Source organism: Maribrevibacterium harenarium (assembly GCF_006385675.1).
Taxonomy (GTDB): Bacteria; Pseudomonadota; Gammaproteobacteria; order Pseudomonadales; family Marinomonadaceae; genus Marinomonas; species Marinomonas harenarium.
Genome location: NZ_VFRR01000007.1, coordinates 60,712 through 86,102, shown reverse-complemented (window position 1 = coordinate 86,102; position 25,391 = coordinate 60,712). Strand labels below are relative to the sequence as shown.

At 48.7% G+C, this 25,391-nt stretch carries 22 protein-coding genes and 1 pseudogene; 13 read left to right on the top strand and 10 right to left on the bottom strand.

Features of this window, described 5'->3' with window-relative positions; genetic code table 11:
- Positions 1–149: 149 nt before the first annotated feature.
- The 3 genes from FJM67_RS05785 to FJM67_RS05775 form a co-directional block, all read right to left on the bottom strand.
- Positions 150–539, bottom strand: a complete 390-nt coding sequence (locus tag FJM67_RS05785) for an MmcQ/YjbR family DNA-binding protein (RefSeq protein ID WP_140587756.1) — start codon at positions 537–539, stop codon at positions 150–152.
- 98 nt (positions 540–637) lie between these two features.
- On the bottom strand, positions 638–3,067 hold the full coding sequence (locus FJM67_RS05780; RefSeq protein WP_140587754.1) for a YbcC family protein: 2,430 nt from the start codon (positions 3,065–3,067) through the stop codon (positions 638–640).
- A complete protein-coding gene (locus tag FJM67_RS05775) occupies positions 3,064–4,608 on the bottom strand; it encodes an NADH-quinone oxidoreductase subunit L (protein WP_140587752.1) in 1,545 nt (514 codons plus the stop codon). Before FJM67_RS05775 ends, FJM67_RS05780 begins: the two co-directional genes overlap by 4 nt.
- A 108-nt stretch (positions 4,609–4,716) precedes the next feature.
- Between FJM67_RS05775 and FJM67_RS05770 the strand changes: the two genes are divergently transcribed.
- The gene (locus FJM67_RS05770; RefSeq protein WP_140587750.1) at positions 4,717–5,607 is read left to right on the top strand and encodes a LysR family transcriptional regulator; all 891 of its coding nucleotides are present in this window, start codon (positions 4,717–4,719) and stop codon (positions 5,605–5,607) included.
- A 121-nt stretch (positions 5,608–5,728) separates the two neighbouring features.
- Positions 5,729–7,021 (top strand): GGDEF domain-containing protein, encoded by a 1,293-nt coding sequence (locus FJM67_RS05765; RefSeq protein WP_140587748.1) that lies wholly within the window; start codon positions 5,729–5,731, stop codon positions 7,019–7,021.
- Here the strand turns inward: FJM67_RS05765 and FJM67_RS05760 are convergent.
- The 3 genes from FJM67_RS05760 to FJM67_RS05750 are packed head-to-tail and all read right to left on the bottom strand — an operon-like array spanning position 7,018 to position 10,882.
- A complete protein-coding gene (locus FJM67_RS05760) occupies positions 7,018–9,363 on the bottom strand; it encodes an ATP-binding protein (RefSeq protein ID WP_140587746.1) in 2,346 nt (781 codons plus the stop codon). The genes FJM67_RS05765 and FJM67_RS05760 overlap by 4 nt on opposite strands.
- A complete protein-coding gene (locus FJM67_RS05755; RefSeq protein ID WP_140587744.1) occupies positions 9,360–10,157 on the bottom strand; it encodes a substrate-binding periplasmic protein in 798 nt (265 codons plus the stop codon). The genes FJM67_RS05760 and FJM67_RS05755 overlap by 4 nt, the downstream gene beginning before the upstream one ends.
- Positions 10,157–10,882 carry a response regulator gene (locus tag FJM67_RS05750; protein WP_140587742.1) on the bottom strand — a complete coding sequence of 242 codons (726 nt, stop codon included), beginning with the start codon at positions 10,880–10,882 and terminating at the stop codon, positions 10,157–10,159. The genes FJM67_RS05755 and FJM67_RS05750 overlap by 1 nt, the downstream gene beginning before the upstream one ends.
- A 556-nt stretch (positions 10,883–11,438) precedes the next feature.
- On the opposite strand from FJM67_RS05750, the gene nhaC reads away from it, so the two are divergent.
- The 5 genes and pseudogenes from nhaC (at position 11,439) to FJM67_RS05730 (ending at position 16,556) form a co-directional block, all read left to right on the top strand.
- Entirely contained in the window at positions 11,439–12,926 is a 1,488-nt protein-coding gene (gene nhaC / locus FJM67_RS05745; protein ID WP_140587741.1) for a Na+/H+ antiporter NhaC, read from the top strand.
- 521 nt (positions 12,927–13,447) lie between these two features.
- Positions 13,448–14,380 (top strand): porin, encoded by a 933-nt coding sequence (locus FJM67_RS05740; RefSeq protein ID WP_140587739.1) that lies wholly within the window; start codon positions 13,448–13,450, stop codon positions 14,378–14,380.
- Between the two features lie 468 nt (positions 14,381–14,848).
- Complete coding sequence (locus tag FJM67_RS05735; RefSeq protein ID WP_140587737.1) at positions 14,849–15,250, top strand: hypothetical protein; 402 nt, start codon at positions 14,849–14,851, stop codon at positions 15,248–15,250.
- A gap of 226 nt (positions 15,251–15,476) precedes the next feature.
- Positions 15,477–15,638: pseudogene (locus FJM67_RS17945) on the top strand (IS3 family transposase); the annotation flags it as partial.
- Between the two features lie 264 nt (positions 15,639–15,902).
- Complete coding sequence (locus FJM67_RS05730) at positions 15,903–16,556, top strand: heavy metal-binding domain-containing protein (protein ID WP_140587735.1); 654 nt, start codon at positions 15,903–15,905, stop codon at positions 16,554–16,556.
- 110 nt (positions 16,557–16,666) lie between these two features.
- On the opposite strand, the gene FJM67_RS17890 is transcribed toward FJM67_RS05730, so the two are convergent.
- Positions 16,667–16,921, bottom strand: coding sequence for a hypothetical protein (locus FJM67_RS17890; protein WP_328591925.1), 255 nt, complete (start codon positions 16,919–16,921; stop codon positions 16,667–16,669).
- 502 nt (positions 16,922–17,423) lie between these two features.
- Between FJM67_RS17890 and FJM67_RS05720 the strand changes: the two genes are divergently transcribed.
- The 3 genes from FJM67_RS05720 (at position 17,424) to FJM67_RS05710 (ending at position 19,267) form a co-directional block, all read left to right on the top strand.
- Entirely contained in the window at positions 17,424–17,828 is a 405-nt protein-coding gene (locus FJM67_RS05720; RefSeq protein WP_140587734.1) for a hypothetical protein, read from the top strand.
- A 312-nt stretch (positions 17,829–18,140) separates the two neighbouring features.
- Entirely contained in the window at positions 18,141–18,341 is a 201-nt protein-coding gene (locus tag FJM67_RS05715; RefSeq protein WP_140587732.1) for a type II toxin-antitoxin system Phd/YefM family antitoxin, read from the top strand.
- A 212-nt stretch (positions 18,342–18,553) separates the two neighbouring features.
- Complete coding sequence (locus tag FJM67_RS05710; RefSeq protein ID WP_181161437.1) at positions 18,554–19,267, top strand: Fic family protein; 714 nt, start codon at positions 18,554–18,556, stop codon at positions 19,265–19,267.
- On the opposite strand, the gene FJM67_RS05705 is transcribed toward FJM67_RS05710, so the two are convergent.
- Both FJM67_RS05705 and FJM67_RS05700 read right to left on the bottom strand, forming a co-directional pair.
- Positions 19,242–19,454 (bottom strand): TA system antitoxin ParD family protein, encoded by a 213-nt coding sequence (locus FJM67_RS05705; RefSeq protein ID WP_268888261.1) that lies wholly within the window; start codon positions 19,452–19,454, stop codon positions 19,242–19,244. The two genes, FJM67_RS05710 and FJM67_RS05705, sit on opposite strands and share 26 nt — an antisense overlap.
- Before the next feature lie 147 nt (positions 19,455–19,601).
- Complete coding sequence (locus tag FJM67_RS05700; protein ID WP_219845905.1) at positions 19,602–21,377, bottom strand: Na/Pi cotransporter family protein; 1,776 nt, start codon at positions 21,375–21,377, stop codon at positions 19,602–19,604.
- A gap of 151 nt (positions 21,378–21,528) precedes the next feature.
- Here FJM67_RS05700 and FJM67_RS05695 point away from each other — a divergent pair, with 151 nt between their 5' ends.
- From FJM67_RS05695 to FJM67_RS05685, 3 genes are all read left to right on the top strand, one after another.
- Positions 21,529–23,100 carry a cation:proton antiporter family protein gene (locus FJM67_RS05695; RefSeq protein ID WP_140587729.1) on the top strand — a complete coding sequence of 524 codons (1,572 nt, stop codon included), beginning with the start codon at positions 21,529–21,531 and terminating at the stop codon, positions 23,098–23,100.
- Positions 23,101–23,168: 68 nt separating this feature from the next.
- Positions 23,169–23,324 carry a DUF2256 domain-containing protein gene (locus FJM67_RS17860; protein ID WP_140587727.1) on the top strand — a complete coding sequence of 52 codons (156 nt, stop codon included), beginning with the start codon at positions 23,169–23,171 and terminating at the stop codon, positions 23,322–23,324.
- Positions 23,325–23,391: 67 nt separating this feature from the next.
- On the top strand, positions 23,392–24,714 hold the full coding sequence (locus tag FJM67_RS05685) for an MATE family efflux transporter (RefSeq protein WP_219845903.1): 1,323 nt from the start codon (positions 23,392–23,394) through the stop codon (positions 24,712–24,714).
- A gap of 28 nt (positions 24,715–24,742) precedes the next feature.
- Here FJM67_RS05685 and thiE read toward each other — a convergent pair whose 3' ends face one another.
- Positions 24,743–25,381, bottom strand: a complete 639-nt coding sequence (gene thiE / locus FJM67_RS05680; protein WP_140587723.1) for a thiamine phosphate synthase — start codon at positions 25,379–25,381, stop codon at positions 24,743–24,745.
- Between the last annotated feature and the right edge of the window lie 10 nt (positions 25,382–25,391).

Here is a 25,391-nt window from a genome sequence, read left to right as displayed (position 1 = left end):
GTGATAGCCAGTGCAAAAATGCAGCAATAATTATGCCTTACCCCATTGTAGAGATAAGCTGGTGTGATGGCGGGTCTATTTGCGCAGATAAAACGACGAATAGAGGGAAAAACGAACTAAAAACGACGCTTCGTCTTTTCTCGCTTAGGCTAGTTTGGCAGTAGACCTTGGTAAATCACCGTGCTGCCGTGGCGAGCTTCCAGTCCGGCACGAACTTTTTGGGTCATGCCCTGCACCACAATAGCGTAGGACAGGTCAATCAGGCGTTCGATTTCACCCGCTGGGAGGCTGCCGTCCAATATCACCGAATTCCAATGCTTTTTGTTCATATGCCAAGCGGGGATCACCGCAGGGAAAATATCGCGCAGTTCAATGGCATGGTCTGGTGGGCATTTAAGATTGAGTAGGTCTTTGCCGTCGTGGCGGGTAAGCAGGGCAAACATTTTGTTTTGTACTTTATAAACCCGGGGCTCAGGGCCAAATGGATAGGTTTCTTCGGCTTCGGGTTTATTGCGTAGGTAGTCGATGAGTGCCTGCATGTTGCTGTCCTTAAAGTGAAGTTATGCACAAAGTCGTGAAACGCTCGCCTATTGTGCATAACTTGGTCGGTTTTTAACAGGATAATGGTGACTTATACCTAACTGGCTTGTGCCACAGATGCGGTACTTTCAGAAGATTGCTGGGTTTCCCAGCCCGCTTCGGTCAGTTGTGACAAAGAAGCCCCTTGCCAGCAAAACACATAGAGCCAGCGGTGGTGTACTAGCTGTTGCAAAATGGGGTGCCGCGCCACGATATCCGCAATTGCGTGTTCTGGCGCGCGTATGTATACCGACAATCTCACCGGTGTGTGCATCCATTGTCGTCCATCATGGAGCGACTGTTGTGCTAAGCCGATGCGCAAGTCTCCACCGTTGCCTTCAAACAAGCCAATATGCCCGCCGACGGCATTGTGCAGTACCTTATTGCCGCTACCAAACTTGTGGTTATCGGTAGTGGAAAAATAATACTGGGCGTTGATCCAATGGGTAACCAGCATGGGTGCGGTCATCAGCCGCTCTAAAATCGCGAAGTCGGTATCCTGCTCCCACTGATAATCGTGGAGAAAGGCTCGACCATCGAAGTTCATATTGCGGCTCATACGCCGGGGTGCGATGACAAACGCTTGGTTATTGGCTAAGCCCCACTCTGGCCGTATTTGAGACCAGTCTTGGGCGCGTTGTTGTAGGGCATGACGGCGCTCGGCAGCCGGTAATCCCGCCAATTCCGGAATGCCCCGTTGGCAACGTTCGCGCTGGGCCAAGTCCGTTGCCTGTTTTAGCCACAGTGCAATGGTCTCATGTTGGAGCGCTTGAAAGCAGCGAATTTCATCCGTAATCGTATGATGCAGAGCAGGCACAAAACGCGTTCCAGTCGGGATATAGCACCCCAATTGCGCTAAATGTTGGCGCACTTCGCTGTCATTCAGTAACTGAGCCAATACCTTGACGTTTACCTCCCCAGTTTGTCCCCCGCAGGCACCGCACTCAAGGGCGGCATTTTGCAGGTTGTTGCAGCTATGGCTGCCGTGGCCGACCAAGAGCACCGTGGGAGCAAAGTTGGTGATGCCCATGGTTTCAAGGATGCCTTTAGCTAACTGGGCTTGATCCGCACTAGACAAGACTTTGCCTTCTTGACTGAGTTGCCAAGGGCCGTCCAAAGCGGGTGGTTGGTTGGCGGTTAAGCCAAGGCTTTGTTTGAACAGCTTGAAGGCATACCACCAGCCCATGGACTCCACCATGCTAAATGTGGCTGTCGCGGTATTGCCCCAACGTTTTAAGCTGGCTTGCTGATTATCACGGCGTAGGGTGGAATTGTCATACTGGGTAGCGACGACTTTAATAGCAGGTGCGAGGAGCCCCGGTAACTGTGGGCGACGCAGCTGGGTGCCAGCCTGCTCGTATTCGATGGGCAAACCAAAAAAGCCAGCAAAACCATAGGTTTCAATATGGGGACTTTGGCTTTCTAGGGCGCGCCGATAGACTTCCGAGCGCACATCAATACAAAAAATGGCCTGCAACTCACTTTGGTGCTGGCGAGCAGGCTCCGCACCGGTTAACTGTTGCTGCAGTCTAGCTTGCTCCGATAGCTCTAACGCCCGCGCCCAGATACGTGCATGTAGCAAATCATCATCGTGGCGGCTCAGTAGATAAGCAATGCCTTGTTTTTGCTGGAAAAAACCTTGCTTCAAGGTGCCAAATTCTGCCCCATGATGACGGGCGTAATGCTGCCAAATCACCCATTCCCAAGCCAGTTTTATCGCCAATAGGGCAACGAGATCATCCTGTTGTTGTCCTTGCTTAGTTGCTTCAAAGCGCAGATAAGAGAGGTAAGAGGCCCAACCGTTAATGTCCAACAATAGGGACTGACCGTAATAGCTCAGTTGCTCCGGCGTGAGTTCCAAAGCTTCGATGACCAAGGAAAAGAGTGCTTCTTGCTGCTGTGGTAGCAATGAGAACAGATCGCTTAAACCTGGCTCATCTAAAATAATACTCAGCCCTTTATCAGAGCGAGCGACCTGCAACCAATGTTGGTAAAGGTTAGGTGCTTGAGATCGGTAAGCACGTCCTAGCATTGGCCGCTGATGTTGATAATGGGCGGCGCAAAACTGGCTGATCTGATGGGTGACTTCATCGTGCCAGGGCATTCTATCCCGGGGGCGATCCACATCGGCCCAAGCGGCTAAGTTACGCCATGGAGCGGGCATGGCTCTAGGACTGAATAAACGGCTTTCGAGACTCGCGAGCGGCAAATGGAGGTGATACTCCTGGGCCGCTTGTAGCACCTTATCGGGGGTGATTTTGCCCTCTTGATACCAGCGTTGATATTCCGTGAGGGGCAAGTAACTGCTGGCTCCACCGAGTGCTGCAACTTCCGCAGTGGCCTGTTCAAAGGGCATATCCACATATTGCCACAGGGGATTCACCGCAATCAGACGATCTAATGGCCAGTTTGGTGCAATACGGCGGGTCGCTGCGTCTATAGCTTGCTGATACTCGCTGCCAAGTGGTGAATAGGTCGGCTCGCTCATAGTTTTTCCCCCTTATAAGGCGACTGAAAAGCTTGGGCTCGGGTGTGGCTTTGGGTTCTTCCGGGTAAGGTAACCGGCCACAAACGTAGGGTGATTTTGGTAAACCATTCATCTAGGTAGAAACCCGCGAACAGGGCGATGGATAGGCGTTGTACCCAGGGGCGGTGAGCCCGATAGCGTAGTGCCAGTGCCAAGACAAAAAGAGTAACGAACAAGGAGATCACCCAAACATCTGCGCCACTTAGTGCCGCTTGCCTGAGCAAGGTTTCGCTGCCTAGTAGCTCACCAAAGGCGAGTTTACCGAGGCTGTAACCGACACCAATCAGTATTCCCATACCCAAGAGCTGCCACCAATGGGCCGGTTGTGGCGTGGTTAAGGCCTGAGCCAAGTACAGGCTTAATGCAAAAGCGAGTAATAACCAAGGTGCGATAGGCCCTTGATAGGCGCTAAGCAAGATCGCCGCGATGGTGAGCATAGTGCCGAGTACACCTGCCACTAGCCAATGCCAAGGTTTAGGGGTGTCATCTGGCGCCGCCTGCAGCAGTAAATGTTCTTGTACGGCACTGGATGATTGCAAGAAGGCGTAGGCCTTGTAGAGCGAGTGGGTGAGCAAGTGCAACACGGCAAGCTCGTATAACCCAAGGGCACATTCCACTAACATAAGCCCCATTTGAGCACTGGTTGACCAAGCTAGACGGACTTTCACGCTAACTCGGGTCGTCATAATCAAGGCGCTGATCACGGTAGTCAGACCCGCGACGATCAACAACAACCAAAGTGCTGGCGTGCTGTGTTGCAGTAATGGATAGAAGATCAGTACCAGATAACCGCCAAGGTTAATAATGCCCGCGTGCAATAAGGCGCTCACCGGTGTCGGTGCTTCCACCACTTGCATCAGCCAACCATGCACCGGTAACTGGGCACATTTCATCAGTGCGACCAGCGCGATCAATAGGGCGGCGGCCTGTTCTTGCCAAACTAGTTGGCTGTCCACTCTGGCGAGAATGGTAGCTAGGTCCCAGCTTTGATACACCTCACTCAATAACCAGAATGCTACCAACAGCAAAACCTCTGCCATGCGCGCCAGCAGGAACTTTTTGTGCGCAGCTAACACCGCTCGGTAACGTTCTGGGTAGAAGGTCAGCAGCGCATGAAGTCCCATGCTAATGCCGACCCAGCCCCCCCAAATTATCAGTAAATGGGAGCTCGATACGGTGACTAAGACGGCGCCTAGGGTGAATAACAACCAGCGATAATAATGATCTTGCCGCTCTTCAGTGCCCATGTAGTGACGGGAAAAGCGAATCAGAACCCAAGCCATCACCACCACCAGCAGCTGCATAATAGCGCTGAGGCCCGTTTGTAAGGTCAGTGGCGTCGCGGCTAGCCAAAAGGTGGTGAAGATGACGATTGGGGCCAATAGCAAGCCGATTAGGGAGACATGAGCAGCCAAGACTTGGGCTTGCCAACGCCAGCGGGGATGTGAGCTGGCGACACCAGCTCCAACAAACAATAGGGGTAACAGAAACGCGAAGGTCATACTTGCCTACCAATGAATAATTCACAATGGGATAAGTATGAAAGGGGATGAAAGTTAATAAAAATACATATATTTTAATGATTCGTTCTGTTTTATGGATCAAAAGCCATGCCGAATCGGATTAACTACCATCACCTGTACTACTTTTGGCGGGTCGCCAGTATTGGCCACTTAACTCAAGCGGCGCAAAAGTTGCACCTATCCCAATCGGCCTTGTCGGCCCAAATTAAGCAGCTGGAAGGGCAAATCGGCCAGCCCCTGTTCGATCGCGAAGGCCGTAAGTTAGTACTCAGTGACTTGGGAAACCAAGTATTTCAGTATGCTCAGGAGATTTTTTCGACCGGCGAAGAGCTGCAACGCTTTCTTGCCAGCGACCCACTAGAGCGCCATCAGCATGTGCGAATCGGGGTTGAAACCCACCTTTCGCGGAACTTTATTGAAGCCTTTGTGGAACCCCTATTGCGCAACGAGGAAGTGAGCTTCTCCCTCTATGCCAGACCGCTGACGGATCTGCTGGAAGGCATCAATAACCATGATTTGGATGTGGCGCTCACTAACCACCCGGTCACCAACGATGTTCAAGGTACTCTTTGGCAAAATCAGCTGTTGGCGCGTCAGTCCATCGCCATCGTAGGTCCGAGCCAAGAAAAGTTGCCAGATGCCTTTCCCCATGGCTACGAACAGCAGAAATGGATTTTGCCCGCACGCAATATGGGCATACGTTCAGTTTTTGAAAGTTTCTGCGCTAGTCATCAGTATCGGGCCACGATTAAAGCGGAAGTGGATGATATGGCGATGATGCGATTATTGGCGCGGGACAGCGGTTACTTGGCCGTACTGCCTCCGGTGGTAGTAAAAGACGAGATCGAGAGTGGTCGCCTCGCGGTTTATCAGCAGCTGCCCCAAGCTTTTGAGCACTTTTATGCCATCAGCTTACCACGCAAATTCATGCCGGAAATAATGCTGACCTTACTCAAACAAATGCCATTAAGTTCATAATGTAACTGAAGGTAAACCTTGGCCTATCGGTTAAGGTTTAGTAGAGTGAAGCCATTGCTTCTTTATAATTGAATTTTATGATTCCAGTTCGTCAGTCGTCGCTGGAGATGGGGGGGTTCACATGTCCAGCGGGGATTATTCTCACCTGATTCATATTCGTAGCCACGAAGAAGTGGCACTGTATGAGCTTATACCGGATGTGGTGTGGTTTTTTGACCTCGATAAGCACGGTTGGTGGTGGGGCAACAGTGCCGCCGTCAAGTTCTGGGGTCTCGATCATGTGGACGAGCTGATTAACAAGGATTTATCCGGTGATACCCAAGGGGCAAAAGATCGTACCGCCCAAACCTTTGAGTTAGCCGCCCAGACTGGTTTAACCATCGACCCTTGGACGACTTACCCGAATGGTAAACCGAAAACCCTCTACATGCGCCATCGGGCGGTGTTGCTTGGCCCGGAAAAACATCGGGGCATCATTGCCTTCATCAACGAGGAAGTGAACCTCGGGGAAACGCCAGAAAACCTGCTGATGGTAGAAGCCATGCGCTATACCAATATGCTGGTGACAAGCTTTGACCGATCTGGCAACCCGATTGTGGAAAACCCCGCCGCCACCGAAACCTACAAGCACATCCACCGGGGTGATTTAGCAGCCGACAGCAACTTTTTTGTCAGCCGATTTGTTGACCAAGAAGAAGGCCGTCAAGTGTTGGCCCAAGCAAATGCCCAGCAAGGAGGCCTGTGGACCTGCCGTGTGAATACCGCCAAAGGGGTGCGGAAACATACGCTAGATGTGCGCATTACCCGCCACCCGTTATCGGGTGATTTCCTCTTGCTGATGTCCGAATACGATGTCACCCCGCTGCATGAAGCCCTAGACAGTGCCCGCGCGGCGCAAGATAAACTGCGTAAATTAGCCCATTATGATGCAGTCACTGGCGTGCCGTCGTTGCATTACCTAATGGACAAAGAAAAGGAACTGATGCGCCAAGCCAGTCGAGGGGAACAGCCTTTCGCCGTGTTATATATCGATTTAGATGGATTCAAAGCCGTCAATGATCAGCAAGGTCACGAAGCCGGCAATCTGGTACTGACGACCATTGGTGCTAGGCTGCATGACAGCGTCAAAGAGATCGGTGGCGTTGTGCGCCTAGGGGGTGACGAGTTTTTGATTTGGTGTAGTGAGCTTGCCGACAAGGCCGCAGTACAGCAAATGGGGGAGCATATCCTGAGCCGTATTTGCGAACCAGTACTGCTAGATGATCGAGGCAGCTTAGCCAAAGTCAGTGCCAGCATTGGTGTGGCGTTTTACCATGAGCATGGTGATAACTTGGAAGATATTATCCGGGCTGCCGACAAAGCCATGTACCAAGTAAAACACGGGGGCAAATGCGGTACCTGCTTTGCTTGCTAAGATGGGTTATATGCCGATTCCCAACGTTGTTTAGTCTGCCCATAGCACTCCTGTAGGCGAGCCAGTTCCTCAGCACTTTGCTGGTTCCCTTGCTTAGGCTGTTGTTCGATTTCCCTTAGTAAGTTTGCCAATCCCTGTGCACCTATGGCATCCGCATCCCCTGCGAGTCGATGGGCAATATCCGCCACCTCGTAACCATCTTCATGTTGATAGGCATCGGCCAAGTCTTGCAGTCCCTCGTCTAGGGCATCCGTAAAACGCTGCCATAAATGTTGTAGTCGTTGCGGCCCAAGGGCGGTGATATGGGCCTGTAGCAGGCTATCGTTTAAGAGGTCATCGTTAGCGCTTTCAAACTGTGGGCTCACCGTTGGCGCTTCGCTCAGTTGCTGTGCCATGACTTGATAGAGCACATCCTGTTTGAACGGTTTAGGGATCACCACACGGATACCAACATCGTGACAGCGTTTTACATTATCCGGCTGTACATTGGCGGTCAGGGCGACAATAGGCGTGGTGGTATTGGGGCACGTACTGTTGCGTAATTGTCGCGCCACTTCCAAGCCACTTAACGTGGGCAAATGGATATCCATCAAGATCAAATCAAAGGGCTGTTGGGTGGCGATATCAAGGGCTGTCTGACCGTCTGGCGCGAGGGTGACTCTATGACCATCTAGCTCCAATAGCTCGGTAGTGACGGCTTGGTTGATCGGTGTATCTTCCACCAGTAGTACCGACATAGGGGCAAGAGCCACATTCGCTGCCGGTGTGGGTAGGACGGTAGTTGGGCTATCACTGTGGGCGCGAATCGGGACGAAAAACCAAAAGACGCTGCCATGTCCTTCTTCGCTTTCCACACCGATTTCACCCCCCAGCACATGTACCAGTTGGGCTGTAATCGCAAGCCCTAAGCCGGTGCCGCCAAAGCGTCGGGTAATGCTGTCATCGGCTTGGCTGAAGCGCTCGAAGATACGATGCAAGTAAGCGTCGGGAATACCGATACCGGTATCCTCCACCTCGAATAACAGACCTTCCGCGAGCTCCGCATTCTCATTGGAGGGCTGCACATTGATGGTCACTGTGCCACTTTGGGTGAACTTGATCGCATTGGATACCAAATTGGATAAGATTTGGCGGATCGCCCCAGCGCCACCGGTACATTGGAGCGGGATATCTGGGCTAATGGTTACTTTGAGCTCGGTGTGGCGCTCTTGGGCTTGGGCGGAAAATAACAATACCGTCGAGTTGACCAGTTCCCCAACGTGGAATGACGTCATCTCGGGGTTGTAACGCCCTTCCTCTAGGCGAGCATAATCCAGCAGGCCGTTGAGAATTTCTAATAGGGCTTCGCCGGATTGGTAAATCGCTGCCAGTTTATTGAGGTTATGTTGCGCCAGAGGCTCACGCTGGAGCAGTTCCACCATCCCGAGAATACCATTCAACGGGGTTTTGATTTCGTGGCTCATGGTAGCTAAAAACTGACTTTTCGCATGGTTGGCTTGCTCAGCGCTTTCCTTCGCATCTTGCAAGCGTTGGGTGCGCCGCCGCACCTGTTCTTGCAGTTGATCCCGGTGGTAGCGCAGTTCCGCTTCGATTTGGTCTTTTTGTTTGATGTCTTCCAAGATAGCAGCGCGCATATCATTCATGGCGTTGACCACCGCATCGATCTCATCTTCCTCTTTTCGCTTACCCTTGAAGGGCAATACCAGCTTTTGGGTAAGATTCCCTGCACCGATGGAGCGGGTGTAGCGAGCCATGTATTCCAAATGGCGGGTAATCATAAAGTGCACAATAAGCAGCAATACCAGCCCGTTAATCAATACCAATAGGCTTTGAAACAAGGCGATTTCGAAAGCAGAGCGCAACAGCTTCGACTGAATCGCCGCCATATCATGGTAGACCGTTAGCTCCCCTAATAGGCGGTCAGTGGTGTTGCCGTTTTGATCGATATAATAAATATCAAAGGTGGTGCCATAGTCCTCATCCAAACGGGAAGGCGGTGTACCGACGACGATATCCTCAGGCCAATCTTGGGAATGCAAGGTCACCGCATTCACGTTGGAAAAGTTCATGATGCCTTTGAGTTGCAACAGCAGTTGCTCGCTATCTAGATCCCATAAGCCTTTACGAATCCCTTCAATGTGGGAAGAGGTGATGTAGTCGGTTTGCTGCTGCATAGCGAGACGTTCCCGACGGTATTCGTTGTACACCTGAATGCTGGTAGAGAGAAAAGCCAACACCAAGCTTAGGGACAGCAGTTTAATAAAAATGCGATAGGCCAGCGGGCGGGACTGTTTGTAACGGATCAAGCTGGTAAACCAATGCCGTGGGGATAATGAAATCATGGTTCATCCTGTTGCTGAGCTAGCCCAAGGCTTTCTAAATAAAGTTGCTGCTGTTGCTGTAAGAGTCTGGCCGTATAGGTTGGGTCGGCCAGCAGTCCACCTAGGCGCTGATCTAACTCGGCGAAATGTTCCATTAGCGGTGAGTGCTTAGAAATCGCCACATACCAATAGTCGCTCACATCGGTGGCGGTGTAGCCGAGTTTGCCCTCCACACCGAGGCGGCGAATATCGAGCTGCCCAGATAGCTTGCCCATGGGCACCGCATCTAACCGAGCATCCACTAATTTGAGAATATTCTGATCTTGTTTCGAGACAAATTCCAAGTTGGGGTAGTGGCGCAAGGCTTCATCGGCTTCATCGCCAAAGCTATCCCCCATGAGTATGCCGACACGTAATCCGGCTAAATCCTGCCAAGATTGAAAATGGATCGGCTTATCTATCGGGTAATAGAGATAGATGTCCTCGTTAATAATCGGGGTGGATAAATAGTTTAAAAATTGTTGCCGCGGCTCTGTTTTGAATCCGGAAATAACATCCACATTGCCCAGCTCCACTTCTTTTAGACAGCGCCGCCAATTGCTATTTTGCTGATCATCGACTGTAACGCCTAGGGGCTCTAACAGGGCCTTAATCACTTGCGCATTGAGCCCAGTGACACGCCCTGACCGGTCGACCCACGACACCGGAGGGTAAGCCGGTGTACCGCAAATACGCACGGTGAGTTGTTCCAGTGGTACGGCTTGGGCCACAGGCAGCCAGCAGGCTAGGGCAACGAGGCTCAGCCAGCGTTTCATTAGACCGCTTCGCTTCCTTGACTAAATAGGTAGCCCACACCGTGAACTGTGATAATCAGAGACGGGCAATTTGGGTCTTCGCTCAATTTGCGGCGAATACGCCCGATCAACACATCAATGGTGCGGTCGGTGGCATTCCAAGTGCGGTTTTTAATGCGATCCATCAACTGGTCGCGGGTAAGGGCGCTCCCCTCGTTTTCCAATAGGGCCAACAGGAGTTGGAACTCACCTTCGGTAAGCTGGGAAGTGGAGCGGTCGGCTTTGATTAACACCCGGCGGGACGTATCCAACTGCCATGTGCCAACATCGCGCAAGCTGCTTTCCTCGCTCGGTTTGGCAAGTTCCCGTTGTTTACGCACGCGACGAATGAGGTTTTTACCCCGGGCTAGGATTTCACGGGGGTTAAAGGGTTTACACACATACTCGTCGGCGCCACATTCAAGGCCAATGATGCGATCAATCTCATCCTGCTTACCAGTCACTAGGATGATGCCGACTTCAGAGCGGGTGCGTAGTTCACGGGTCAGAGTTAAGCCATCTTTACCCGGTAAACGAATATCCAGCAGCACCAGATCGAACTCCTGTTCTTGAAGTTTCTGCTCGGCTTGCTCGGCGGTTTCCGCGCCGCATACACTGTAGCCTTCCTCGGCAAAGTAGCTTTCCAGCGTTTCTCGGGTGACGATGGAGTCATCGACCACCAGAATGTTGATGTCTGACGTTAACATAGTGGCGCACTGCAAAAGGAAAGAAGGTCGTGTTTGTTGTTATCTACTTCAAATGGCAAGCCAGCAGCTAACCTTTTCATCATCAAACTATAACAATTCAGCGGTAAAAAGATAAGCATCTTGCTGGTTTGCGGTAAATGTAAACAAATCGTTAACAGGAAAACGCTTTATAAATAGGTGGTTTATATTTCAGCCTGTTCTTACCCATGTTAATCACAAGACTTGTCACAATGTGAGGCAAAAAAGCGCCAACTCTGCCATTGCCTCATGCCAATAGGCTATTTACATCTTAGTTGCACGGTCAGCTTTTGCGACTTGTGTCCCTTTTCAGTGCGTTTTTCGGCTTATTGACCCGCTTTATTACGTCCCCTGTCATGTTCACATTGTTCATACAAAGATTTACGACCTGTTTGAGAATTACTCAATCAATGTTGTTACAACTTAGGGTACTGAGGTTATGCACAATTTGTATGTCACTTTGCCTCGGTGAAGTCCAAGGTGACATGCTCAAAATAAAGACAATCACAATAATCGAGCAGCATTATAGGAATATACTATGGCTAGCACTAAATCGACTCCGACATGGGAAACGCCAAGCCTCGGGCTGGCACTGATCCCAGTTGTTCTCACTTTGGCCCTCTTGGGCGTACAAATTTTCTACTTCGGCGACTTCACGCCGCACATCCCATTAGCAATTGGCTTAGCAATCACCGCATTGGTGGGTATTAAGCTAGGTATGCGTTGGAAAGATATCGAAGAGGGTATTTTCCATGTTATCCACGTTTCCATGCCGTCCGTATCGGTATTGATCCTAGTGGGTATGATCGTTGGTGTTTGGATCGCATCCGGTACCGTACCAACCCTGATCTACTACGGTCTGACGATTTTGTCGCCACAGATCTTCTTGGCCGCTGCCATGTTGTTGTGTTCGGTGGTTTCTCTGTCACTGGGTACTTCTTGGGGTACCGTAGGTACGGTTGGTCTAGCACTAATGGGTATCGGCGCTGGTTTTGATATCCCAATGTACTGGACTGCCGGTGCCGTTGTGTCTGGTGCGTTCTTTGGTGATAAAGTTTCTCCGCTATCTGACACTACTAACCTAGCCCCTGCAGTAACTGGTACTGACTTGTTCTCCCACATCAAGAACATGATGCCAACCACTATTCCTGCCATGTTGATCGCCTTTGTTATCTACTTGGTAGCTGGCTTCACCTTGATGGGTAGCGATGAAGCGTCATTTGATCGTATCAATGCCATCACTACTTCATTGCAAAACAACTTCGAGATCTCCGCTTGGTTGTTGCTTCCTGCATTAGTCGTCATCGTGTTGGCAGTGAAGCGTATGCCACCGATCCCTTCCTTGTTCGCTGGTGTGATCACCGGTGCCTTAGTTGCGGTCTTCACCCAAGGTGCAGGTCTACACGACGTATTGACCTACGCCAACAGCGGTTACTCTATCGAAACCAGTTCATCTGCTATCAATAGCTTGCTTAACCGTGGCGGTGTGCAATCTATGATGTGGACTATCTCTTTGATTCTGATCGCCCTAGGTTTTGGTGGCGCATTGGAAAAAACCGGCTGCCTTGAAGCTATCATTCGCGCCATTATGGCGAAAGTAAGCTCGTTCCGCGGCGTCCAAACTTCTGCCACGTTAACCTCGGTAGCAACGAACCTAGTGGCCGGCGACCCTTACCTCTCCATCGCCCTACCAGGTCGTATGTATGCGCCAGTTTACCGTGGCATGAAGTACTCTACTTTGAACCTGTCCCGTGCTATCGAAGAAGGCGGTACTTTGGTGTCTCCTTTGATTCCATGGAACGCAGGTGGTGCCTTTGTAATCGGTGCCCTTGGTCTAAGCATCGGTGACGGTAACTTCGAGAACCTACTGTACATTCCATTAGCCTTTGCATGTTGGGTGTCTCCGGTTCTAGGTCTGATCTACGCCCAGCTAGGCGTGTTCTCTCCGAAGGCGACCGCCGAGGAGCAAGCAGATTGGTCCCGTCAGGGTGAAGCCGTAGCGGATTACGCTAGCGGTGTGAAATAACCCTAAATCTCCACTAGATTAGCGCTGCCCTAACAGCGTGAAATCGGTCTTTGGCCCCCTGTCTGAAAAGATAGGGGGCCTTTTTTTGTGTTGCACAATCTCCTTTCGGTATGACGAACCGTTGTGTGTTTCTTCATCAGAGTTTCTCGGCATTTATGAAGGGTATAACTGAGCGGATATGTCACTGTTTAGAAACTGTATGAGTAAGCAAGAAATATGCGCTTTTCGTAAGACTTTTTGTGCTTAATTTAGCAATAGTGAATGAATGAAAAATAATCGACGTTATATTAAGTACTTGAAAAATATTGCCTTATTTTTATTTTGGTGACGTTTTGATCATGCTATTTCGCATGCTTTCTTGATCAATTGTACTAATCGCGGATGACTTTGGGATAGATAATGTAACCCATTTGTCAGCTATTGCGGCTTGCTTTGCCATGTTTGAAGATGACTCCCGACGTATCCAAACGGGCTGGTCGGTAACCACCACTGCCCATCATGTGTAAGAAGGAAGTCCAAAAATGAAAAAGACACTTGTAGCGATTGCCGTATCTGGCGCAGCCATTTCTTCTGTTTCTGCCTTTGCCGCAGACTCTTCTGTAGACGTATACGGTAACCTGCAGTACGCCTACAGCGATTCCGACGAAAACGGCGCACAGCTAGGCGACAATGGTTCGACAATCGGTTTGACTGGCGAAACCATGGTGACCGAAGGCACTACAGCATTCTTCAAATACGAGCTTGAAGCTGACGCTGATGAAAACAACAGCGATGTATCAATCGGCCTAGACCAAGCCTTTGTTGGTGTAAAAGGCGGTTTCGGTAAAGTACAGCTAGGTACCTTCGACAGCATCTACTCTGACGCTGTACAAGATGGCCTAGACCAAGGTGAATACGTAGGCATTGCTGGTTCTGCCACTACCGCAGAGGGCGACACCCTAGCTTACTTCTCCCCATCTTTTAACGGCCTAGAACTACAAGCATCTGTGCAAGTGAAAGGCAAAGCAGAAACTGAAACGCAAGGTAACACAGCTACCGTTAAAGACGGCACAGCGCTAACTCTAGTCGCTAAGTACTCTGTTGACGCATTGACCGTGTCTGCTGGTTACGATGACCAAGGTACTACCGTAAACGGTAACGAAACCTACGGTTTAGGTGTAGCTTACCAAGTGAGCCCAGCACTTTCTGTTAACGCAAAATACGAACAACAGTCCGATGTGGATAGCCGCATGGGTGTAGGTGCACGCTTTGCTTACGGTCTAGGTGATGTCTACGGTTCTTACCAAACCATCGACCCAGAAGCTGCAAACCAAGACAGCTACGACAACTACCTAGTGGGTGTGTCTTACAACGTAGCCTCTAACATGTACGTATACGCAGAATACGGCCAGCAAGCAGCGACCAAGGACAACGAAGACACCGTTACTGCTATCGGTACCGCACTAAGCTTCTAAACCAAAACAAACACGCCCAGAGCGTGGTTATTCTAAGGCTCCCAGCGGGAGCCTTACTGTAAACACGATCATTCAAGGTTCCATCGGTCTCACCTTCGCGGTACGTCACCCATTGGAACTTTTCCCTTGGCACCTAAGCTACTTAGGTGCCTTTTTTATTTTGCGTCGAGCAATGCCTTATTCTTACAGGTCAAAAGTCCTGAGGGAAGCGCTTGCCTCGCGGGTCAAATCGCGCTACAAAAGAGCAAATAAAGAATCAACATAGCGGCGATCAAAGACGATTTGAAGCGGCATAGTCCAAATAGACTTTGGTAGTAAGCGAATTATTTAACAGGGATGTCCCATCATGAAAAAAGCAAATCCCCTATATAGAGAACGCGGCCGTTCAATACTGGGTTACAGCCGCAGCTACGCTGCTGTATCCCCCTTAATTGTTAGGCATCAAACAAGTATCGATGGAGATAAATAATGAGTGTAGGGATATATGAGGAACCACTACCATGCGGAGGAAAACTGAAGGTAAACAAAGAATCTTGGGAGATCTCGTACTACTTCTCTGGCCCTGACTCAAGATACAATGGAACATTCGTTTCTGTCCCCGGTGAATCTGTTGAGCGATACATTTCTGCCTTTATTGACAATTGGGAAGATTATAAGAAATTGCAGGAATCTATACCTAAGGGCGGCGACTTCTCGACAGTCGGTAAAATGGGTATGTCAATTCGCCTGGGTAATTTCGCGGAGGGCGTGTGTATCCAGTCGTACCACATGCCTATAAGCTCAGAACAAGATCTTAAAAAAGTTATTTCCGGTTATCGTTATGCGTCACAGCGAGCACTACAAATTCAGCAATTCCTTGTTTCTTTATAGTTTTAAAGTATTTCCTGATAACAGTATTTGTTCTGGTAATAAATATCGTTGCTCGTTTCAAGCTTTGCTTTTTATTGACGGTGATGTAAAGAGTTGAGGTCTTAATGGGCTTCGACTTTGATTCTTTGGATGGGGCGGGAAAGATATTCCTGCTCCTTTTGGTCTGTCTTTACCGAGTGCTAGATTGAGATGTTCACTGAAGCAGATCTTAGAGTTTTGAGGCTAGCCACTAGCAATACGGTGTGATAATGGTCCGGAATTTATCTCTAGTCACCTTGTGAACTGGGAAGCTAAGAATAGAATATTATTAATTCGATCAAGTAAACCGATGCAAAATGCTTATATTGAATATTTTAACCGATCCACTCGATATGAGTGTCTTATCTTGATCAATTTAAATCAGTCAAGAACGAATAATAGCCTGCCGCACAATGGCTTTGAATATACAAAAATAAAAAGCCAAACAGTACTTTTTGTAGCATTTGAATTGACATATCTGCTACATTCCGATTATGTTTCAATAGTCGAAACCAATACTGATACTTCAGTCACTATTACCTCATGGAAGAGCAAGTTTGCCTAGTATAAATGAGGCTTATAGCGATTTCATAACTTTTAAGATAGAGCTAGATGAATTTAAAAGGACAGACTTATGAAAACACTATGCCCACACTGTGGCTCTGAGATAAAGAGCACTCTCTTTTCCAACAATCAATTGATTTCCGAGGCTCAAACTAAGCTTATTAATTATCACAATAAGACATCAGTAGATGGTTACTGCAAGTCTTGTAGCGAAGATCTTCTTCTAGAAGCAAGCGAAGCGGTCAGGCACAAATCTAAGGAGCTCAACGAGGAAATTAAAAACTTAATATCTAATATCCCTGTGCTCACTAGTCACCACCCTTACAAATGGGAATATGACTCAATTGGAATTGTGACTGGACAGTCTACTACTGGAACAGGGGTTATAACTGAGTTTACATCAGGTTTTACCGACTTCTTTGGAAGTCAATCTGGTCGAACTAATAGTAAATTAGTTCAAGGTGAGAATTTATGCCTAGATCAGATAAGAGCTAAAACACTATCTCTGGGTGGTAATGCTGTTGTTGCAGCTGACATAGATTATGCAGAAGTTGGTGGCAACAGGGGGATGCTGATGGTCTGTATGTCTGGTACCGCAGTAAAACTACACGATCTCGATGTATTGGGTGAAGGCAAGAAGAGTCAGCTTGAGAGGCTGTCTAAGCTGGTTGATGAAATTAAATCAGTGGGCTCGATATTAGACGCTTATTACGGTGATGACTAGGAAAACTAAGAACAAGTCAGATAGTCGTGCGCTGACTTGTTCGCTTTCCGGCACACCTTCAAAAGTCCCGATTAGGTGCTGTTTTCTAGGTATTTCGCCTCTTTGATCGGTCAGAATCCATCATTTAGACGGACTAACTTTGGGCAGACCGAATCATCTGGTCTACTCGTAGCAAATTTCCAAGCGCATATCTTGCTAGGCATCTCAGCCACTAACCAATCGACTTTCCGTTCCTTGGTTTCTGAGCGCTTTTCAACGTCACGGCAGCCAAAGTCAGCCGATACAAAGGATTCATTACCATAAAGGAGCTCTGGCAGTTGGTTTAGATCATGCTCATTAGTAGGATTCGTAGTGAAGATGTGCACTAGACCTCGTTTTGCATCCGCGCCTATATGGACCTTCAATATCGAGATTACCAATCTAATAAACAGTCTCTTTTAATACACGCCACAAGGGCTAGTAAGGCACTTTTTACTACATGTATTACCAAGAGATTCTTGGCGATGTCTCTGATAGTAAGGTGACGGAATGGCTTCGCGTCATGCTGCCATGGGACAATGGCAGTTAGCGTTAGCACACGGTGAGATCAGAGTATAAAAACAGATCAGGTCATAAGGTCTGAGGGAATCGCTTGCCTCGCGGGTCAAATCGCGCTACAAAAGAGCCAATAAAAAACCAACATAGCAGCGATCAGAAACGGAACATGCTAGACAATCTTTGGTCTTTAGCGAGTTATATACAGGGAAGTCCTATCATGAAGAAGCACATCCTCTATATAGACAATGCAGCCGTTCAACAGTGGGTTATAGCCGCAGCTACGCTGCTGTATAATACTTAATTGTTAGCTAAATTAAACAGGAGGGGAATGTGGTTTCTAGAATATTGTTAGCTCTCATTGTTCCATTTATTGGAGCATTGATTGGGTGCAGTACAGTAAAGCCGTTATCGGATGATAGGGCTCTCGGTGGTCACCTAGTTAAGGATATTGTTATTGTCGTGGCAGCTCCATACTCTTTTCAGCCTGGACTTGTAATGAATACGCTTCCAGCGGGTATCTACACACCAGTCTTCGAAGATGATAACGGGGTGTATTTCCAGAGTCCCAGTAAATTAATTATAGGTGATGTTTTGGGACCAACTTTAAATGATGGAGGAATTTTCTTTAAAGGTGGAGATATTTCTGATGTCTATGAGTATGTGATTGTTATGAATAGGCAAACCACTTTGAAATTGCCAGCTGATTTTAAGTTTGAAATTCGGATAAAGAAATAACTTTCTTTTTTGAATATATCAAACAAGCTAAGAAATATGCTAATAATTCAGCCATTCAATGCTTGTGGATAAATAAATTCACTCTATTTCAAAAAGAAAGATACAGTAACTTTTCTCAGAAATGGCTTATTCGTATCATTCATTGGTGATTACACCGTCCGTTGTTTAATTGCCAGTGATATTGTTCATATCTTTAGGGTTTGGTACGGCTGTTTTTTTGCGCTAGCTACCTTCTAGTGAACACGTTCCTTTAGCCGTACAATTTAAACTGTGAATACTATACTTGTTCCGTAATAAGTACATATAGGGGCTATGAGGATCGTTTCTTTTACCGAAGCTAGGAATAGTTTAAAAGCAGTCTTGGATGCCGTGGTTATGTCGTTGGATTATTACAATAGTCTAATGGAAATCGTACACTTGCTTCGCTCTCCAGCGAACGCTGAGCATCTAAACCGTTCAATTGCCCAGTTCAAAGCGGGAAAAGTTACCCAAAGAGATCTGATTGATGAGTGATCGTTTACCATCATGGCTTACAAACACCACAAAGGGAATGTCAATGCGTGGCGTTTCCAGTCCCATTTAGCCGCGGTGGTTAAGGCGGTTGTGATTGAGTTTAATGGTGATGGGTTGCCAGCCCCTTAGGCGGACGTTAGCCGACGTCTGCTACCATATTCATCAGTAAATGTATACTTAGCCGAGTTTTACTTATATTAAAGAAGATCACTATGACAGCATTAACAGATAATATTTGGAATATGAAACCCAATATCCCCTTGGCCAAACAACTTGCAAAAAGAGATGTGCCAGCTTTGGTTTATGATGCTGTTAACCTAGAGGGTGTTGCAATGACTTTACCTGAGGTGCAAACCATTCTAGATGGGATCACCGTAGGTGGTCATCGAATTAGTGATCAAAATATGGCAATTAACCAAGCTCGAGCATGGGAGTTTATTTTTGGCTTAGTTGATCAAGGTGAATTTCAATTTAATAAAGAAACCGCTTTAAAAATTCACAATATAGCAGGTAAAGAAGAAGCGTTAGAGTGGGGTAAGTTTCGCTCTGGTTACGTTTCCATTACGGGTTCAGAGTATGAGCCTCCTGCTCCAGATGAGTTGGACGATAAATGGCTTGAAATTGAGAGTCAGGTTAATAGTGAATCTGATGTTTACGATCAAGCAATTACTGCATTTTTACAAATGGCACGCGCTCAATTTTTTTGGGATGTTAATAGGCGTACCGGTCGGTTCATGATGAATGGTATTTTGTTGGCCAATGGTTTTCCTATCATTAATGTGCAAGCCAAACGTCAGCAAGAGTTTAATACGCTCATGCTCGATTTCTACTCTTCTAATGATATGGCGCAAATGAATAAGTTTTTACGAAGCTGTTTGGATGAAAAGATAATTCGTAATTTCAAGCTAGATCTGAAAATCGGCTAAAGTCGTATTCCTCAAGTTTTCCGGCTTTAGCGATGATTGCTTGTTTTACGAATTCATAGGGCAAATCGGGATTATCTTCCATCATTTCACCGATTTTAGCCCAATGCTCAATTTGTTTTGGGGTGGTGCGGTTTAGGGCTTTAGCCATGATAGCAGCTTTATCAACTAAATCTTGGTCAAGTCGAATACTTGCAGTAGACGTAACAAAATCTCCTCAGTGTGATATAGGAAGTGTAGCGAATTGCTACAATAGTGGTAATTTGAATCGATTGTCGCACTTCTGCCGTTGCTAAAACGTCAGGGACGTCGATCTCGAAGCCTTGTGTATGTTTTATCAACTAGACGTTAACTGCATTTTCGCCACCCGACGGGTCATGGTGTAGATGTGTTTGAACGCACCGACCCATTCCATTTCATGGTGAAACACGCTGAGGCGATTGGGGCTGTCGTCAGCCAAGCGTTCTGCTTGGTGGGCCAGTACCTGATTGACTAAGCCGTTTAATTCTCGACGCACCTCTAGTGCCTGTTGTGTCAGGCTGTGATCTTGTCGGCGGATGCCATTGACGCAGTTGAGTAGGGCGTCGTTGACGGTTTTCTGTAGCGCATCTAGGGTAGTGCGCATGGCGTCGCTGACTTCCAGTTGGTCTTTTACCGCACGGCTGACGATAGGCAGTAGGGAATGCACAATCAAATCGGCGATGTTTTCCAAATGATCGGTCATGCCGACTAAGGCGATTTGTCTCGCGCTGTGTTGTGCGGAAAGGGGTTCCCGGCGTAGCTTGCCCAAGTAGGACAAGATGGCGCTGTGTAGCTGATCCACTTCGTTTTCGACTTGTTCCAATTGGTGGCGCACGTCGCCAAGCTGCTGGCGCTGGTCATTGGCATCTCCAGTAGGAGCCAGCGTGGGAACCAGAGCCAACATGGTCGACACGCGACGACCCACACGGCTGATCTCTAATTGGGCTTGGTTTAGGGCGATATCAGGCGTCGCTAAAAAAGCGGGATCAATAAATTTTGTTTGTACTTGCGCGGTGCTCTCGGTGGCACTTTTGTGGGGAAACCATTTCCGTACCAGCCAGACAAAAGCACCCACAAAGGGCAGCATAATTAAGGTATTCAGTAGGTTAAATAGGGTATTGGCATTGGCTATCTGCCGGGGGATTTCCGCTGCTAAGCGTTCTGTCCCAGCAAGCTCTGGGTGTAGGGGCGAAAGTTGTATGCTGATATCCGCTAAGAGACCAATCAAAGGTAGCCAAATCAATACCCCAATCACGTTAAATAGTACGTGTACCGTCGATGCTTGTAGTGCTTCCCGGCCTTTGCCAGCGGAGGCCAAAATGGCGGTCACACAGGTGCCGATATTGGCTCCCATGGCTAAGGCGATACCGGTTTCCAGTGGAATAAACCCCTGACTTGCTAGCACGATAACAATCCCTGTGGTGGCTGAAGAGGACTGTACCAACGCTGTAAAGACCGCAGCGACCAATATTGCCAACAGCACATTGTCCATATGGGTCATTAAGTCGATAAATGGCGCAAAGGTGCGCAGCGGTGCCATGGCATCGCTCATCATATTCATGCCCAGGAAGATCATGCCCAAGCCAAACACCATGTAGCCGTATTGCTGCACTTTTTCCTTTTTAGAGGTGAAGAACATCATAAAGCCAATCGCGACCATAGCGAGGGCGGCTTTCGTCACTTTGAAGGCGATAATTTGTGCCGTAACCGTGGTGCCGATATTGGCTCCCATAATCACGCCCACCGCTTGGTTGAGTGTCATTAGACCAGCCGAGGTGAATCCAACCACGAGCACCGTGGTCACGGAAGAGGATTGAATCACGGCGGTCACGCCAGCACCTGTTAACACACCGGAAAAGCGGTTGGTGGTGAGACGCGCTAGCCAGTTTTTCATATTGGCGCCGGCGGCTTGTTTCAGCGCGTCGGACATTTTTTCCATGCCGTAGAGGAAGATGGCTAAGCCGCCAAACAATCCCAAAAGCATAGAGGTATAGGGGATATCTGCGCTGGTGTCAGCGGCCCAAAGGGCAGGGGAAAGTAGTGCGAGAACAACGAAAACACCCCCAAGTGGAGGAGAAAACCAAGTTGGCATGATGTGTGTACCGTGTCGAATGTTGGTAATGATGCGGTTTAGGTAGGTTTATGAGCAAAAATTTACAAGTGGCTACTCCATTCCAGCAGGTAACTATGGTTTCATTATAGCCATTGGTTTTAAAAGCGATATTGCGGAGTTGAAATTTCCCATGGAATTTATCTGGGTGTTGTTTGCGTTTATTTGTGGGCTAGCCGTCCGACTAGTGAATTTGCCACCTTTGATCGGCTTTTTGGGAGCCGGTTTTTTACTGAATTTTATGGGCATTAAGCCCGCTGCTATCTTGACCCATTTGGCTGATCTCGGCATTACGCTCATGCTGTTCTCGATCGGCTTAAAACTCCACGTAAAGGATTTGTTAAAACGAGAAATCTGGGCCTCTACCCTAAGTCATATGGGCATCTGGGTCATTCTGTTCGCTGGGCTTGCTATGCTGCTGGCGACCTTGGGGCTGAGTTACTTTGATGTGCTGGATGTGCGTACCGCCGCCTTGGTTGGCTTCGCTTTGAGCTTTTCTAGTACCGTTTGTATCGTCAAATTGCTGGAAGAAACCGGTGAACTGAAAACCCGCCATGGTCAGTTGTCGTTAGGTATCTTGGTTATGCAAGACATTGTGGCGGTGGTGTTCTTGGTGCTCGCCACCGGAGCCGTGCCTTCCATCTGGGCGCTGGCGCTGTTTGCTTTGATCCCTGCGCGGCCACTGCTATGTCGTTTATTAGAAAAATCCGGGCACGGGGAGCTATTGCCACTTACCGGATTGTTCTTAGCCTTGGGTGGCTATGAGCTGTTCTACTTAGTTGGTGTAAAAGGGGACTTGGGTGCCCTGATTATGGGGATATTGCTTTCCACCCATCGTAAAGGGGCGGAACTGAATAAATCCTTGATGAATTTCAAAGACTTATTCTTGATCGGCTTCTTCTTGTCCATTGGTTTCTCGGCCTTGCCGACTTGGGAAATGATTGGGCAGAGCTTGATTCTAACGGCCATCATCTTGGCGAAATTTGTGCTCTTCTTCCTGTTGTTCGTATGGCTACGTTTGCGTGGTCGTACAGCCTTCCTTGGGGCGTTGGCATTGTCGAACTATTCCGAGTTTGGCCTGATCGTGGTGGCGCTAGCGGTGGATAATCAGTGGCTCGCCAATGAGTGGTTGGTGATACTGGCATTGGCGGTATCTTTCTCGTTTGTGATTACCAGTATTCTTTACCGCCAAGCACACAAGTACTACGCCAAATACAAAGATACTATTCGTCATTATGAGCACCCAGTGCCGTTGGCAGCGGATACCTATGTACAGCCTAAAGGCATGGAAGTGCTGGTGGTTGGGCTTGGTCGAGTTGGCCGCGGCGCATTCGAGTCCTTGCACCGTATGGTCGGGGAGAAGGTGGCGGGAATGGACGCTGACCAATTTGGGGTGCAAAAAATGCGTGAAAAAGGTGCGAATGTCTTCTTTGGGGATGGTGAAGATGCAGACCTTTGGGAGCATCTAGATACCACTCATATCAAGCTGGTGCTCTTGGCGTTGCCTTCAGCAGGGGACTGCATCAATATCGTCGAGCAACTTCGTAAAGCGGGTTATAGCGGGCAAGTAGCAGCCATTGCCCGTTACCAAGATGAGCGGGATGAAATGGTTGCTGCTGGCATTGATAATGTCTTTAACTTCTACACTGAGGCGGGTACTGGCTTCGCTGAAGAAAGTTTGTCACTGATCCGCCACCCTGCTTAAGCACGCTGTCACTGACGGGCATCCAAATTGCCCGTCAGTACGTATCCCCCACACTTAGGGGGATACTCGTGAAAAACATCAAAAAGCAACATTTACCTAGCAAACTGTGCCCTGTATGCCAGCGACCTTTTGTTTGGCGCAAGAAATGGCAAGCCTGCTGGGATGACGTGAAATATTGTTCCGAGCGTTGTCGTCGCAGTAGAACGAAAACAGAAACTTCCTAGCTTTTCATAAACTCGTTCCCTTTTTCCGCTACACTAAGCGCCCTTATTAATCCATTTTATGAATGCTATGTCCTCGACTCCGGTATCCACCCTAGCGAAACAATTATTTTCCATGACCTTACCCATGCTGTTTGGCATTTTGTCACTCATGAGTTTTCAGTTAGTGGACAGTGCCTTTATCGGTCAGCTAGGGGTGCTGCCGCTGGCTGCCCAAGGTTTTACTTTGCCGATGCAAATGATCGTGATCGGTCTGCAAGTGGGTTTAGGCATTGCCACCACTTCCCTGATTTCTAAAGCGTTGGGTGCCAACCAAGAGCAGTATGGAAAGCAACTGGCTGGCTTGGTATTGCTCGTTGGTGCAGTGGGTGTCCTAGTGCTGTGTCTGTTGATCTGGCTACTGCGGGAGCCGCTTTTGGCACTGATGGGTGGCGCGGGCAGCGTGATGCCGATTATCGAGCTTTATTGGCCCTGGTGGTTGGTTAGTGCTTGGGTCGGGGCGATGACTTATTTTTTCTATAGCATTTCCCGCTCTAATGGCAACACCATGTTACCCGGTGTGATGATGATAGTAACCAGTGTTGCCAATATGGTGCTTGATCCCATCTTTATTTTTACCCTGGATATGGGCATCGTCGGAGCGGCCGTGGCGACGATTTTGTCATTTCTACTGGCATTGGTGTTGGTGGCACACAAGGTTTGGCAAAACCATTGGGTGAGCTTCGACTTTGCCAGTATTTCCGTGCCTAAGTCCCTCGCGGAGCTTGGGCATATTATGGGGCCTGCGATGGTGAGCCAGCTGCTGCCGCCGATTTCATCTATGTTGGCGACCAAACTGATCGCCGGGTTTGGTACGGCTGCCGTCGCGGCATGGGCGGTTGGCTCCCGCTTTGAGTTTTTTGTTATCGTCACCGTGCTGGCGCTGACTATGTCTCTGCCGCCTATGGTGGGGCGGTTATTTGGAGCAAAGCAATTCGATGAAATTCAGGCGCTGGTCAAAATAGCGGTGGTCTATGTGCTTGTCTTCCAAACTGCCATGGCGCTGATCACTTTCCTTTTGGCAACGCCTATCGCCAGCTTATTGTCGTCAGAACAAGATGTGGTGGATATCGTGACCCTACATCTACTTTGGGTGCCATTGAGTCTTGGCCCACTTGGGATTTGTATGCTGATGGTGTCGGTCGCTAACGCCCTAGGTAAAGCCTACCGAGGGCTGACCATCTCTGCTCTACGCCTGTTTGCTTTCTTCCTGCCATGCCTCTGGCTCGGTGGTGAACTGCTCGGCCTGACGGGTATTTTTATCGGCGCTTTTATCGCCAATGTGCTGTCTGGAGCCAATGCTTGGTGGATGTACCAGCGTACTATGGCTTTGGTGAAACGGGGCGGTGTGTGATGTATTTCGACACTCAGTTGTCACGTCATTAAGGTGACATACAAGCTCGACTTTGTTGAATTATGCTGATAATTGCCCGAGTCGCTTGCTGTGGGTCTGGCGCATGGCAGATCGCGGAAACCAGCGCGATGCCGTGTACGCCAGTAGCGGCTACGGCGGCCAGGTTGTCGGGGCGGATTCCGCCAATGGCAACGATAGGTTTGTCGTAGTCTGCCAAGGCAGCATTCAGTCCTTCTAATCCCCAGTGGTATTGGGTATCGGTTTTTGTGGCAGTAGGGTAAATGGCGCTAAGCCCGATGTAATCGATAGGCAAGTGTTTCGCTTGTTCTAGCTGCGCCCAACTCTCGATCGACAACCCCAGCAATTTGTCTGGGCCAAGTAAGCGGCGGGCATACGCTACCGGCATATCACTTTGTCCCAGATGTACCCCGTCAGCATCAACAGCGAGGGCGACATCCACTCGATCATTGATAATAAGGGGCACGTTATTGGCCCGTAAAATCGGCTGAATCGCCAACGCCCGGTAGAGAAAGTCGCGCACGTTATGGTGCTTTTCCCGTAATTGCACCATGGTCACCCCACCGGCAACCGCTTGAGTGACGACGTTTATCAAGGTATCTAGGTCCTGATTATCATCGGTAACAAGGTAGAGTTCGTAGGGTGACATGGTATTTTCC